11 protein-coding genes are annotated in these 14,227 nt (G+C 67.8%); 3 read left to right on the forward strand and 8 right to left on the reverse strand.

Going from position 1 to position 14,227, the window contains the following annotated elements; genetic code table 11:
• Window positions 1-3: 3 nt before the first annotated feature.
• On the reverse strand, window positions 4-1,797 hold the full coding sequence (locus ACV229_RS35130) for a ShlB/FhaC/HecB family hemolysin secretion/activation protein (RefSeq protein ID WP_448087670.1): 1,794 nt from the start codon (window positions 1,795-1,797) through the stop codon (window positions 4-6).
• 293 nt (window positions 1,798-2,090) lie between these two features.
• Window positions 2,091-3,317 carry a YbfB/YjiJ family MFS transporter gene (locus ACV229_RS35135; protein ID WP_448087671.1) on the reverse strand — a complete coding sequence of 409 codons (1,227 nt, stop codon included), beginning with the start codon at window positions 3,315-3,317 and terminating at the stop codon, window positions 2,091-2,093.
• Between the two features lie 130 nt (window positions 3,318-3,447).
• On the opposite strand from ACV229_RS35135, the gene ACV229_RS35140 reads away from it, so the two are divergent.
• Entirely contained in the window at window positions 3,448-4,362 is a 915-nt protein-coding gene (locus ACV229_RS35140) for a LysR substrate-binding domain-containing protein (RefSeq protein ID WP_448087672.1), read from the forward strand.
• A 188-nt stretch (window positions 4,363-4,550) separates the two neighbouring features.
• On the opposite strand, the gene alaS is transcribed toward ACV229_RS35140, so the two are convergent.
• On the reverse strand, window positions 4,551-7,175 hold the full coding sequence (alaS, locus tag ACV229_RS35145; RefSeq protein WP_448087673.1) for an alanine--tRNA ligase: 2,625 nt from the start codon (window positions 7,173-7,175) through the stop codon (window positions 4,551-4,553).
• A gap of 373 nt (window positions 7,176-7,548) precedes the next feature.
• Between alaS and ACV229_RS35150 the strand changes: the two genes are divergently transcribed.
• Window positions 7,549-8,769: a CaiB/BaiF CoA transferase family protein gene (locus ACV229_RS35150; protein WP_448087674.1), complete on the forward strand. Its 1,221-nt coding sequence runs from the start codon at window positions 7,549-7,551 to the stop codon at window positions 8,767-8,769.
• Window positions 8,770-8,802: 33 nt separating this feature from the next.
• Here ACV229_RS35150 and ACV229_RS35155 read toward each other — a convergent pair whose 3' ends face one another.
• Both ACV229_RS35155 and ACV229_RS35160 read right to left on the reverse strand, forming a co-directional pair.
• Entirely contained in the window at window positions 8,803-9,360 is a 558-nt protein-coding gene (locus tag ACV229_RS35155; RefSeq protein WP_448087675.1) for an RBBP9/YdeN family alpha/beta hydrolase, read from the reverse strand.
• A 137-nt stretch (window positions 9,361-9,497) separates the two neighbouring features.
• The gene (locus ACV229_RS35160) at window positions 9,498-9,707 is read right to left on the reverse strand and encodes an ornithine acetyltransferase (protein ID WP_448087676.1); all 210 of its coding nucleotides are present in this window, start codon (window positions 9,705-9,707) and stop codon (window positions 9,498-9,500) included.
• A 252-nt stretch (window positions 9,708-9,959) separates the two neighbouring features.
• Here ACV229_RS35160 and ACV229_RS35165 point away from each other — a divergent pair, with 252 nt between their 5' ends.
• Complete coding sequence (locus ACV229_RS35165; protein WP_448087677.1) at window positions 9,960-11,669, forward strand: glutamine--tRNA ligase/YqeY domain fusion protein; 1,710 nt, start codon at window positions 9,960-9,962, stop codon at window positions 11,667-11,669.
• Window positions 11,670-11,784: 115 nt separating this feature from the next.
• Here the strand turns inward: ACV229_RS35165 and ACV229_RS35170 are convergent, their stop codons facing one another.
• From ACV229_RS35170 to ACV229_RS35180, 3 genes are all read right to left on the reverse strand, one after another.
• Window positions 11,785-12,255, reverse strand: coding sequence for an NUDIX hydrolase (locus ACV229_RS35170; protein WP_448087678.1), 471 nt, complete (start codon window positions 12,253-12,255; stop codon window positions 11,785-11,787).
• Window positions 12,256-12,275: 20 nt separating this feature from the next.
• On the reverse strand, window positions 12,276-12,662 hold the full coding sequence (locus ACV229_RS35175) for a hypothetical protein (protein ID WP_448087679.1): 387 nt from the start codon (window positions 12,660-12,662) through the stop codon (window positions 12,276-12,278).
• A gap of 115 nt (window positions 12,663-12,777) precedes the next feature.
• Window positions 12,778-14,121 carry a cytochrome-c peroxidase gene (locus tag ACV229_RS35180; protein WP_448087680.1) on the reverse strand — a complete coding sequence of 448 codons (1,344 nt, stop codon included), beginning with the start codon at window positions 14,119-14,121 and terminating at the stop codon, window positions 12,778-12,780.
• Between the last annotated feature and the right edge of the window lie 106 nt (window positions 14,122-14,227).

The raw sequence follows: 14,227 nt of genomic DNA on the forward strand, positions 1-14,227 counted from the left end.
TGCTCAGAAATACTGAGCGGCCTGAATCCATACGCTCGGCGCTCGGGTCGGCGAATCGCTTGCTTTGCCGAGCGGCAATGCGGCCGTCAGCGAGACCTGCCGGTTCGTGCCGAGCCAGGTCGCGCCGACACCCGCCGCCTGCATGTGTTGTGTATTCCGCTCGCTCGTCCACGGACGCCGGTTGATCTGCACACCGCCCGCATCGACGAACATGCTGACCTGCCATCCCGGCGCGGCGAGATAACGCAGTTCCGCGCTGGCCTGCCAGCCCTGATCGCCGCTGCCTGCGCCAAGCGCATACGCGCGTACGCCGTACGGGCCGCCAAGGCTGAATTTCTCGGACGAGTCGAGATTGCGCGACGCAAGCTGTGCGCTGATCTGCGCATACAGCTGAAACCGGCCGCCCAATGCCTGAATCCGCTGCGCGTTCAGGTTGAGTTTCTTGAAGGTGCCGATCGTCTTCGTTATCGGATTCGATTCGAACGCGTCGCTGCTGCGCAACCGTCCCACACCGAACATCACCGAGAAGCCGTTGCGGCCGCCCCCCATCCAGCCGTCCTGGCTGTTGCCGCTGAGCCCGAAGGTCCACATGCCGACGTTCTTGTCGTTGCGGAGCGAGAAAGTGCCGTATTCGTCGCTCAGGTTCTTGTTTTCGTATTGAACCTGCGCGGTGAGATTGAGATCGCGCGCGCGCACGATCGGCTGCGCGACGTACACGGTCTGCACGCTGGCGCGCCCACTCGTGTCGAGATCGGAAAAACTTCCGGCGAGCCGGTAACGCAGCGACGAATACGCGACGCCGACTCGCGTCGACGCAGGCCCGACCGGCACCTGATAGGCGGCGCGGTAATAGCGTTGCCGTTCGTTGCTGACGAGCCCGCGCAGGCTCAGGCGATCGCCGAGCCGCAGCGGCGCATTGACGTCGACGCTGCCGCCGACGCGGTAGCGCCCTGTCGACTCGTCGCCGAAGTTGTCGAATTCGAGCGCCCCCGACGCCGGCGCCCCGCGTTCGGTCTCGACAACGAGATCGGTGGTGCCGGGCGCTTCGCCGGGCCGCAGCGTGCCGCGCGCGCCGACGCCCGCCAGATCGTCGAGCAACAGCAGGCTGCGCTCGAGACTGGAGCCGTGGACGACGTCGCCCGAACGCAGCGCGGCGAGCGGCTGCCGCAGCGCGGTGTCAAACACGCGGGAATGGTTCTGGAGCTCGATGCGGCCGTAGCGCCCTTCGGAGACTTCGACGCGCACGACACCGTCTTCGATGTCCTGCTTGGGCAGAAAGGCGCGCGCCAGCACGTAGCCGCGCTCGCGATAGTAGGCGGTGATCCGCTCGGCCGCGCGCTGCAGGTCGGCGAACCCCAGCGTGTCGCCGGCCACATCGGCAACGAGCGCCTGCAGCGTTTCGCTGTCGAACACGGTGTTGCCGCCGATCTCGAACGCGCGCACGAGGATGCGCGGCCCGGTATCGGGTTGCGACTGCACGGCGCTGTCGGACGGGACGATCTCGAGATCGGGCGTGGCCTCCGGCGGCAGGTTCGGACGTGACGTTTCGACGTCGCGCATCGACGTCCCGGCGTTCGGCACCTGTGCGTGTGCCTGCCCTGACAGGCTCGCGGCGCCCGCCCCCCACAACAGCGACAGGCACAGCGCAAGGCCGCCCCCTCTGACTGCGCGTCGAACGCCGCCGGCATCGACGGCGACGACCGGCGAGTCCGCCGTGCGAGGATCGGCGACGAGGAAACTGCCGATGTCGCCACGGTAACGGACGACGATTCTTGCTTGAGCTTGATCTACCCACATACGCCACTGCATCCGAAGTCGAACCGCCGGACATGCTCCGGCGATCAATTGGTTGGGCGGATGCTACAGACAGACATTCCGGATGTATGTAGATCAGGTACGAAATTTACGCGGCAACTCTCGTTCAAATGGCGTTGCGTACTAAGTCACACCGATAAAAAAAATAGTAATCCTATAGATCTGTCCTGTTCGATATTGATATCGTCCGTAGATGGCTCGCACATTTCCGACGGAAGTCGGCTACTCACCGCCCGTCGACGCGGCACGCGATCCGACGGTGTCGACCGTCAGTTTCACGCGCGCCGATGCGCGACGGCGACCACCGCGATCGCCGCAAACCCCGCCGCGCCTGCCAGCAGCGCCGCGGCCGCGACCCACAGTGCAGGCGTGAACGAGCCATAACGCGCGACCAGCGGCGCCGCCACGAGCGGCCCCGCGATCTGCCCGACGCCGTATGACGCGGTCGCATACCCCATCAGCCCCGCCGCGCGCTCGCCGTGGAGACGCCGAGCCTCGCGCATCGCGAACAGCGTGATGGCGGTGAACGGCAGGCCGAGCAGCACGCTGCCGAGCGAGAAGCCCGCCGCATTGGGCCAGACGATCCCGGCCGCGATGCCGAGCGCCTGCGTCGCGCAACCGCCCGCAAGCAGCAGCCGGTTGTCGCAGTGCCCGGGCAGCCGCGCGGCCGACAGCGCGCCGACGATCAGCGCCGCGCCGAACATCGGCCAGAACAGGTCGGGCCACGGCGAACCGGCAGGCAACGCAGCGCGTGCAATCACGGGCAGGAACGTCGCCGTGATGATGTAGCCGAAGCCCGGCATCCCGTACAGCACGACGAGCCACGCGGCGTCCGCGCGATGGCCGCACGCAGCGGCCGGCGCATGCGGCGCGGTGCCGGCCGACGGCGCGCCCGCCGTCGGCGTCACGACGAACGTGCGCCAGATCACGACCGACAGCACGGCCGACAGCGCCGCGAAGCCCAGCCAGCCAGGCGCCGCGCGATGGCCGGCGAGCGCGCTGCCGATCAGCCCCGTCAGCACGATGCCGACGCCGGGCCCCGTATAGATCACCCCGCTCCATTCCGGCGCATGAAGTTCCGCAAGCCGACGCAACCCCCATTGCGACACGAACACGAACGTCCACGCACTGACGACGCCGGCGGCGAAGCGCACCGCGAGCCACAGGGGCAGCAGATGGCCGACGCCCATCGCTGCGGTGAGCAGCACGGTCGCCGCGAGTCCGAAGCGGACCATCCGAGCGGGCGCGATGCGCAGCGCGGCGCAACTGACCGCACCGGCGAAGTAGCCCGCGTAGTTCGCCGACGCGAGCCAGCTGCCGGCCCTCAGGCCGATCGAGCCGTCGGCGAGCATCAGCGGCAGCAGCGGCGTGAACGCGAAGCGGCCGACGCCGAGCGCGACCGCGAGCCCGATCATGCAGGCGAGCGCGGCCGCACGGGCGCGACGGTCTGTCTCGTATGAAGGAAGCGCGTGGGCAGCGGACGGCGAATCGGAACGGGACATGGCGGCAGCGCGTGCCGGCGCGCGACGCGCGGGCCGGAACGGAACGGAATCGGGATGCCTTTATCGTAGCTTGACCAACCGTTCTCTAAAAATGAATAATTGAGAATCCATTCATCGCTCGGAGAGAATCATGGATCTGGCGGCGCTGGCGATTTTCCGGGCCGTCGTGCGCGAGAACGGCGTGACGCGCGCGGCGGCGAAGCTCAATCGCGTGCAGTCGAACGTCACGACGCGCATCAAGCAGCTCGAGGAGGAACTCGGCGCCGCGCTGTTCGTGCGCGACGGCCGCCGGCTCGTGCTGACGCCGGCCGGGCACACGTTGCTGCCGTATGCGGAGCGCCTGCTCGCGCTCGCCGACGAGGCGCGCGACGCGGTGCGCGAGGACACGCCGCGCGGGCGGCTGCGGCTCGGCACGATGGAGAGCACGGCCGCGAGCCGCCTGCCGACCGTGCTCGCCCGCTACCACCATGCATGGCCCGACGTGTCGCTCGAACTCGTGACGGGCACGACGGGCTGGCTGATCGAGAAAGTGCGCGAATTCGAGATCGACGCCGCGTTGTTCGCCCGCCCGCCCGCGCCGGACGTGTTGCCCGATACGTTCGAGTCGGTGCCCGTGTTTCGCGAGGACCTGCTGCTGCTGACGCCGCGCGGCCATCCGCCGGTACGCACGCCGCGCGACGTGATCCTGCCGACGCTGATCGCGTTCGAGCGCGGCTGCACGTACCGCAAGTACGTCGAGCAATGGTATGCGGCACACGGGATGAAGCCGGCGCGCGTGCTCGAACTCGGCTCGTACCATGCGATCGTCGCGTGCGTCGCGGCCGGTGCGGGCGTCGCGGTCGCGCCGCGCTCGGTGCTCGATCTGCAGCCCGAGACCGACCACATCACCGCGCATGCGATTCCCGAATTCGAAGGGATCGACACGCTGCTCGCCTGGCGGCAGGGTTATGCGTCGGCGGCGCTCGGCGCGTTGCGCGATGCGCTTGGCGAGGCGGCCCGACAGCCAGACGAGGCGAAGAAGCCGCGCGTGGCACAGCCGGCCTGACGCGATCCGCCAGCGGATGCGCGCATCGTTCGTTTGCATGGCGGCGAATCAGCCACCCGTACCCGGCGTAAACGCAAAACGACCCGACCGGCAAATGCCGATCGGGTCGCTTCATGCGATTCCGTCAAAAGAACCGCGCGGTGCCGGACAGCGTGCCGCCCTCACGGGCGCCGCGCCGGCCGAGCCGCTCAAAGCCGCTCTTCGACCCAGCCCTTGACGCCCGCGAGCGCCGCCGGCAGGTTCGCCGGCTCGGTGCCGCCGGCCTGCGCCATGTCCGGACGGCCGCCGCCCTTGCCGCCGACCTGCTGCGCGACAAAGTTCACGAGCTCGCCGGCCTTGACCTTCTTGCTCGCATCGGCCGTGACGCCCGCGATCAGGCTGACCTTGCCGCCTTCGACCGCAGCCAGCACGATCGCCGCGCTCTTCAGCTTGTCCTTCAGCTTGTCGACGGTTTCGCGCAGCGTCTTCGCGTCCGCGCCCTCGAGCGTCGCGGCCAGCACATGCACGCCGCCGATTTCGACGGCCTGCTGTGCGAGCTCGTCGCCCTGGCTCGACGCGAGCTTCGACTTCAGCGCGCCCAGTTCCTTCTCGAGCGACTTCACCTGGTCCTGTACCTGCGCGATGCGCTGCGTCAGTTCCGACGGCTGCGCCTTCAGCGCCGCGGCCGCTTCGTTCACGCGCGCGTCGAGGTCCTGCACGTAGCGCAACGCGTTGTCGCCGGTGATCGCCTCGACACGGCGGATGCCTGCCGCGACGCCGCCTTCCACCACGATCTTGAAGAAGCCGATGTCGCCCGTGCGGCTCACGTGTGTGCCGCCGCAAAGCTCGCGCGAGAAGCCGAGGTCGAGCACGCGCACTTCATCGCCGTACTTCTCGCCGAAGAGGGCCATCGCGCCGCCCTTCACTGCTTCATCGTACGGCATCACGCGCACGATGCCCGGCGCGTTCGCGAGGATCTCGTCGTTGACGATCTTCTCGACGCGGCGGATCTCGTCATCGGTCAGCGGCGCGTTGTGCGCGAAGTCGAAACGGGTCTTGTCCGCGTCGACGAGCGAACCCTTCTGCTGCACGTGCGCGCCGAGCACCTCGCGCAGCGCCTTGTGCATCAGGTGGGTCGCCGAGTGGTTGCGCTGGGTGCGCGCGCGGCGGTGCGCATCGATCTCGGCGCGCAGCACGTCGCCCACCTTCAGCGTGCCCTGTTCGAGCGTGCCGTGGTGACCGATCACGTCGGCCTGCACCTTCAGCGTGTCGCCGACCGCGAAGCGCGTGGACGCGTTCGCGAGCACGCCCTGATCGCCGACCTGGCCGCCCGATTCCGCATAGAACGGCGTGTGGTCGAGCACGATCACCGCATCCTGGCCGGTCTTCACTTCGTCGACGGACGAACCGTCGACGTACAGCGCGACGACCTTCGCGTCGTCGAACGCGATTTCCTCGTAGCCGTGGAAGGTCGTCTTCGCGCCCGTGTACTCGAGGCCCTGCGCGGCCTTGAACTTGCCGGCCGCGCGCGCCTGCTCGCGCTGGCGCGCCATCGCGTCGTCGAACGCCGGCTCGTCGACCGTCATGCCGCGCTCGCGGCACACGTCGGCCGTGAGGTCGAGCGGGAAGCCGTAGGTGTCGTGCAGCTTGAACGCGAGCTCGCCGTCGAGCACCTTGCCGCCCTTCGCGTCGACATCGGCGAGCGCAGCCTCGAGGATCGACATCCCGTGCTCGATCGTCTCGAAGAAACGCTCTTCTTCCTGGCGCAGCACGTCGGTCACGCGCTGTTCCGCTTCCTTCAGTTCCGGATACGCGACACCCATCTCCGCGACGAGGTCGGCCACCAGCTTGTGGAAGAACGAGCCCTTGCGGCCGAGCTTGTAGCCGTGGCGGATCGCGCGGCGCACGATCCGGCGCAGCACGTAGCCGCGGCCTTCGTTGCCGGGGATCACGCCGTCGACGATCAGGAACGAGCACGCGCGGATGTGGTCGGCGATCACCTTCAGCGAGTTGTTGCCGAGGTCGCTGATTTCGGTCACGCGCGCGGCGGCCTTGATCAGGTTCTGGAACAGGTCGATCTCGTAGTTGCTGTGCACGTGCTGCAGCACCGCGGCGAGGCGTTCGAGGCCCATGCCGGTATCGACGCACGGCTTCGGCAGGTGCGTCATGTTGCCCTGCGCGTCGCGGTTGAACTGCATGAACACGAGGTTCCAGATCTCGATGTAGCGGTCGCCGTCTTCTTCAGCGGATCCCGGCGGGCCGCCCCACACGTCCGGGCCGTGATCGTAGAAGATTTCCGTGCACGGGCCGCACGGGCCGGTGTCGCCCATCGTCCAGAAGTTGTCCGACGCGTAGCGCGCGCCCTTGTTGTCGCCGATGCGGATGATGCGCTCGACCGCCACGCCGACTTCCTTCGCCCAGATGTCGTACGCCTCGTCGTCTTCCTGGTAGACGGTGACCCACAGCTTTTCCTTCGGCAGCTGGTAGACCGTGGTCAGCAGCTCCCACGCGAACTTGATCGCGTCGTGCTTGAAGTAGTCGCCGAACGAGAAGTTGCCGAGCATCTCGAAGAACGTGTGGTGGCGCGCCGTGTAGCCGACGTTCTCGAGGTCGTTGTGCTTGCCGCCCGCGCGCACGCTGCGCTGCGCGGTCGTCGCGCGCGAATACGGGCGCTGGTCCGTGCCGAGAAAGACGTCCTTGAACTGGACCATGCCCGAATTCGTGAACATCAGCGTGGGGTCGTTACCGGGCACGAGGCTCGACGAGCGGACGATCGTATGGCCCTTCGATTCGAAGAATTTGAGGAATTTCTCTCGGATTTCGGCAGCTTTCATGGCGTGCGGGGATGTCTGGCAAAGACGGCTTCAAACGCCGGCAGCCCTGGCGGGCATACGGCGGCAATTGTCGGAAACGATCGATTATACGGGATAGACCGGCGGCCGCGGCCGGCACGGCCGGTCGGGCCCGGCACGCACCCGGCGGACGCGTTCCTTGCACCGCCGGTCGGCGGGGGACAGAACCTGTTCGCGCGCATAACGGGCCTGTGCTGGCCGCCAGAATGAATCTTTTGGTTGCGCGAACAGGCCCTTGGCTCGGCCGTTCGGCCGGCCCGGCTGGGCCACTCGCGCGAGCGATTCGCCTTAAGATGCACGCAATGCCATTTCGCCTTGCCCGGCAAGGCGAGCCATAAAAGGAGACGAATCGACGATGGGTGCCCTCAGCCATATCCGCGTGCTGGACCTGACCCGCGTGCTCGCGGGCCCGTGGTGCGCGCAGACGCTTGCCGATTTCGGCGCCGACGTGATCAAGGTCGAGCGCCCGGGCGCCGGCGACGACACGCGCCACTGGGGGCCGCCGTACCTGAAGGATGCGAGCGGCGCGGACACCGCCGAGGCCGCCTACTATCTCGCGGCGAACCGCAACAAGCGCTCGGTCACCGTCGACATCGCCACACCCGAGGGCCAGCGGATCGTCCGAGAGCTCGCCGCGCAGAGCGACGTCGTGCTCGAGAACTACAAGGTCGGCCAGCTGAAGAAATACGGGCTCGACTATGAATCGCTGCGCGCGATGAAGCCCGACCTCGTCTACTGCTCGGTGACCGGCTTCGGCCAGACCGGCCCGTACGCGCACCGCGCGGGCTACGACTTCATCATCCAGGGCATCGGCGGCTTCATGAGCATCACCGGTGAGCGCGACGGCCAGCCGGGCGGCGGCCCGCAGAAAGCCGGCGTCGCGATCGCCGATCTCGCGACGGGCCTCTACTCGACGATCGCCGTGCTCGCCGCGCTCGCGCATCGCGAACGCACCGGCGAGGGCCAGTACATCGACATGGCGCTGCTCGACGTGCAGGTCGCGCTGCTCGCGAACATGAACACCAACTTCCTCGCGAGCGGCCAGCCGCCGGTGCGCTGGGGCAACGCGCATCCGAACATCGTCCCGTACCAGACGTTCCAGACGAGCGACGGCTGGATCATCGTCGCGGTCGGCAACGACGGGCAGTTCCGCAAGTTCGTCGAGGCCGGCGGCCGTCCCGAGCTCGCCGACGACGAACGCTTCGCGACGAATCCCGCGCGCGTGCGCCACCGCGAGACGCTGGTGCCGCTCCTCGCCGAGATGGTGAAAACGCGCGGCAAGGATGCGTGGATCGACGCGCTGGAAGCGGCCGGCGTGCCGTGCGGGCCGATCAACGAGCTGGACGAGGTGTTCGACAACGAGCAGGTGGTCGCGCGCGGCATGAAGGTAGAGCTGCCGCATCCGTGCGGCGCGGACGTGAAGCTCGTGCGCAATCCGATCCGGATGAGCGCGACGCCGCCCGAAGCCCGCACGGCACCGCCGCTGCTCGGCGCGCAGACCGACGACGTGCTGCGCGAGCTGCTCGGCTACGACGATGCGCAGATTGCGGCGCTGAAGGCGAAGCAGGCGATCTGACGAGCGGGCAGACTTTCCACCGCCCTTTCCACGCTACGCGCGTTCGCCCGCCATCGCGTCGAGCCACGCGCGCGCGTCGGGCCAGTCGCCGAGCCCGCTGTCCGCGTTGATATGGCCGCGCGGGCCGATGTCGTGGAATTCGCTGCCCCACGCATTCGCGCATGCGCGCGCGAACGCCGGCGTGCCGTACGGATCGTCGTGGCTCGCGACGACGCGGGTCGGAAACGGCAGCCGCTCGCGCGGCACCGGCCCGAAGCCGTGCGCGTCGGCCGGAAACGCGGGCCCGTCCGGATCGGGCAGCGCGACGAGCAGCGCGCCGCGGATCTTCGCGAGCGCGGCCGGACGCGCATAGCGCGTCGCCCACCAGGCGGTCGTCAGCGTGCCGAGGCTATGCGCGGCGATCAGCACCGGCCCGGAAGCGGCCTCGACCGCGCGGTCGAGCGCGAGGCACCAGCCGTTGCGGTATGCACGCTCCCAGTCGGGCATCGCGATGCGTACGAAGCGCGCGTCGCCGCGTTCCCAGCGGCTCTGCCAGTGCAGCGGGCCGGAATTGCCGTAGCCCGGCAGCACGAATACGAAGGGTCGGGTCATGCGGAGGTCCGTCGACGGTCGAGACGTTGTTGTGATGGGTCGACGGAGTGTCGCACATCCGGTCCTCCCTGACATTGCCTGTCGAAACTCAAACCATCGGAAGGATGTGCGAAGGCGGCGGAGTCCGCCGCCGTCGTTCAGCGCACGTTCGCGCCGACGATGCCGCCCGCCGCGGCGCCGGCAACCGTGCCGATCGGGCCGCCGGTGATCAGGTAGCCGAGCGCGCCGCCTGCGGCCGCGCCGATACCGGCATTGCGCTGCGTATGCGTCATCGCGCATGCGCCGAGCTGCGACAGGGCCGCGACGATTACCGCGGTGCGAATGAGAAAGGTGGTCGTCTTCGTCATGATTGTTGAGATCCTCCCGCCGCACGGATCGCGCACGACGGCATTGAAACGAGTGCCCCATCATAGAAAACATCGAACGACCCGGGCAATCCGATTTACGTCGTGTTACAGCAGACACAATGTCGAGATATTGCGTGCGGCGCACCGCGAGCGCGGCCTCTGCTCGCGAGCCGCGCGGGCCGGACCCCGCTCAGGTAGAATTGCAGGATTAAACCGGTGCCGCACGCGCCGACCCAACCTGACTCCATCCGCATGAGCACCGAACGCAACGACGCCCCCGCGGCTTCCAATTTCATCCGCAACATCATCGACGACGACAACCGCACCGGCAAATGGAGCGGCCGCGTCGAAACGCGCTTCCCGCCCGAGCCGAACGGCTACCTGCACATCGGTCACGCGAAGAGCATCTGCCTGAACTTCAGCGTCGCGCGCGACTACGGCGGCGTGTGCCACCTGCGCTTCGACGACACGAACCCGGAAAAGGAAAGCATCGAGTACGTCGACTCGATCGTCGACGCGGTGCGCTGGCTCGGCTTCGACTGGCGCAAGGACGCGGTCGACCATCAATACTTCGCGAGCGACTACTACGACAAGCTCTACGAATTCGCCGAACTGCTGATCAAGCGCGGCAAGGCGTACGTCGACAGCCAGAGCGCCGAGGAAATGCGCGCGAGCCGCGGCTCGCTGACCGAAGGCGGCAAGCCGTCACCGTATCGCGACCGCACGCCGGAAGAGAACCTCGACCTGTTCCGCCGGATGAAGGCCGGCGAGTTCAAGGAAGGCGAGCACGTGCTGCGCGCGAAGATCGACATGGCTTCGCCGAACATGAACATGCGCGACCCGGTGATCTACCGGATCCGTTTCGCGCACCACTACCGCACCGGCGACGCGTGGTGCGTGTATCCGATGTACGACTACACGCACTGCATCTCGGATGCGCTAGAAGGCATCACGCATTCGCTGTGCACGCTCGAGTTCGAGGATCACCGGCCGCTGTACGACTGGGTGCTGAACGAACTGGCCGACGCGGGCGAGTTCACGCGCCCGCTGCCGCAACAGATCGAATTCTCGCGGCTGAACCTCACGTACGCGATCACCAGCAAGCGCAAGCTGCTGCAGCTCGTCACCGAAGGCCACGTCGACGGCTGGGACGACCCGCGGATGCCGACGATCGTCGGCGTGCGCCGTCGCGGCTTCACGCCGGAAAGCATCCAGCTGTTCTGCGAGCGGATCGGCGTGACGAAGGTCGATTCGTGGATCGACATGAGCGTGTTCGAAGGCGCGCTGCGCGACGACCTCGACGACAAGGCGGCGCGCACGGTCGGCGTGCTCGACCCGCTGAAGCTCGTGATCGACAACTACCCGGAAGACCTGGAAGAAGCATGCACGGCACCCGTGCACCCGCACCATCCGGAGCGCGGCGTGCGCACGTTCCCGATCTCGCGCGAGCTGTGGATCGAGCGCGAGGACTTCGTCGAGAACCCGCCGAAGGGCTATTTCCGCCTGTTCCCGGGCAACAAGGTGCGCCTGCGCTACGGCTACGTGATCGAGTGCACGGGCTTCGACAAGGATGCGGACGGCAACGTGACGGCCGTCCACTGCAACTACTTCCCGGACAGCAAGTCGGGCACCGAAGGCGCGAACAACTACAAGGTGAAGGGCAACATCCACTGGGTCAGCGCGAAGCACGCGCAAGCGGCTGAAGTGCGGATCTACGATCGCCTGTTCAAGGAGCCGCATCCGGACGCGGGCGGCGCGAACTTCCTCGACGCGCTGAACCCCGATTCGAAGAAGATCGTCCACGCGTACGTCGAGCCGGGCGCCGGCGACGTCGCACCGGAAACCCGCCTCCAGTTCGAACGGCACGGCTACTTCGTCGCGGACCGCGTCGATTCGAAGCCGGGCAAGCCCGTGTTCAACCGGATCGTCGGGCTGCGCGACAGCTGGGGCAAACCGGCCTGACCGTGCGTCCGGCCCGCGCTGCGCGGCATCGAGCCGCGCGCGCGACGCGCAATAAAAAAACCGGCTTTCGAGCCGGTTTTTTTATTGCCTGGTCAATGCCTGCCGGCCGCGTCGATCACGCGCGCGGCAAGCGCCGATGCAGGTCTGCGAGCAGCAGCGTCGTGCGGAACAGCCGTGCGAGACTGCGGCTCGCGTACGCGTCGACGTCACCGGGCGCGGTCCAGCGGTACGCATCCATCTCGGGGATCAGCGAACCGTCCCTGCGGCTCGGAAACAGCGACGTGCACACGCAGCGCGCGGGGTCCACTTCGTCGTCGGCGACACGCACCGCGAACAGGTGCAGATCCTTGTCGTGCCGGTATGCGAAGCGGCCGAGATCGACGAGCCGCGCGGGCGCGAGCGTGACGCCGGTTTCCTCGAGCAGTTCGCGCAGCGCCGCCTGCTGGGGCGATTCGCCCGGCTCGCCCTGCCCCTTCGGGATATCCCAGTGCGTCGTGTCCGTCGCATGCGCGAGGAACACGCGTCCGGCCCCGTCCAGGATCACGACGCCGCACGATACCGTGCGCGGCGCGCTGCGCGGTCTCATCGGCGCCCGGCCTCCGGCGTTCAGCGCTTCTGCAGTTGCCACTTGCCCGCGGCGGTCTTGCAGTAGACGGGCTTGAGCGTCATCGTCTGGCCCTTCGCCGCGATCTCGGCCGTGATCTCGCGGCAGGTCTTGCCGTCCTGCTCCGACGTCGAGGGCGTGAGCTTCGCGTCGAGCTGCGTGCGGCCGCCGCTGTTCTGCCACGTCGTGGTCTCGCCGTCCTTGCCTTCGTCGCGCACTTGCGCGGCGGCCTTCGACAGCGACGCAGTGTCGGCCTTGCTGAAATAGCTGATCGGCGTGTCGTTCAGGAAGCTCAGGTTGTTCTGCGCGTGCGCGGGCAGCGCGGCGGCAACGCACGCTGCGCCGGCCAGCGCACGTGCGATGAAGGAAAGGGATGCACGCATCGACATGTTGTTCTCCTTGGCTGATCGATCGAATGGCGCGGCGCGAACCGTATTGCACCGATAGTCGCGCCGCGCCCGTCAGCGAGCGAGCATAGCATGCGTGCGCCGCCCGCTGCCCCGATCAGCGGGCCGCTTGCGTCGACGTGGGCTGATATCCGTCAGTCAGCGTGTTCAGGAACGCGATCACGTCCTTGATCTCCGCTTCGTTCAGCGCCGGCGCATCCCCCGGCTTGCGGTCGAACGGCGGTTCGTTGTTGATGTTGGTCCAGTAGCGCTTCGGCAGGTCGTCGAATTTCTGCACCTTGCCATGCACGACCGGATAGAACTTCTCCGGATGGATGTCGCGTTCGACATAGAACCGCATCACGTCCTCGAGCGAGTGGTACACGCCGTTGTGGAAGAACGTCTTGCGCGTCGCGACGTTGCGCAGCGACGGCGTGCGGAACAGCCCGCAGAATTCGTCGCGCCCCTTGAGGTCGGTGCGCTCGGGGCCGCACGCGCCGAGATCGTGGAAGCGCGGGTCGCGGTTGACGGGCAGCGCGCGGTTGCGCGGCACGCCGATCGCGATCAGCCCGAAGTCGCTGAACTGCGGCGGACCGCCTTCGAGCGTGCGCTGGCTCAGGTGGCAGCTCGCGCAGTTGCCCTTCGCTTCGTCGTTGAACAGCTTCAGCCCGCGCAGTTCGGCCGGCGTGAGCTGCGCCTTGCCGGCCAGATACGCGTCGTACTTGCTCGTGTACGGATCGAACAGCGCCGGCTGCTGCTGGAACGCGTCGAGCGCGCGCAGCACCGCGTCGAAGGTCGCCTGGTCGTTCGCGAGCACCTTCTCGCCGAACGCGATGCGGAACGCGTCCGCATACGGCGCGGCGCGGACCGCTTTCGCGACCAGCGCCGGCGAGCTGCTCATCTCGAACGGCGACGTGAGCGGAATGCGCGCCTGCGCGTCGCGCGTGTCGACGCGGCCGTCCCATGTCAGCCCGCCCGTCGGACCTGCATCGACGCTTTCGTCGCCCTCGTCCGGCGAATCGTGGAAGTGCTCGCTGAACGCCGGGATGCCGCGCAGGTACTTCAGCGACGGCACCGCGCGGAACCCCGGGCGATGCATGTCGTTGCCGCCGAGCTGCACCGACAGCGCGTTCGGCGGCCCGAACGCATGCTCGGGGCTGTGGCACGACGCGCACGCGAGCTTGCCGGACCCCGACAGCGACGGATCGAAGAACAGCTGCTTGCCGAGCGCCGTCATCTGCTTCACGCCCTCGAACACCTGCGCGCGCGTCTGCGGCTGGCCGGGCGGCGCAACCGCCGGCGCGGCCTGGGCAGCCTGGGCGGCCGGCACGATCTGCGCAGGCGCGCCGGGCCGCGCGTCATCGCAGCCGGCAAGCGCCGCGAGGCCGGCGGCCAGCGCCAGCGTCGTCGCGGCATGGATCAACGATCGCGCGAACGCGAAGGAGGTCGGTTTGCAGTGCATCGTCGTTCTTCTTGTAGCGGTGGGAAATCGGCCGGAGCTTATGTCAATTCCATTACGGTTGCGTGACGATAGACCGACAGTCAATTGAAAGGGCGCCTACATTTCG

It is taken from the genome of Burkholderia sp. MR1-5-21, assembly GCF_053427715.1.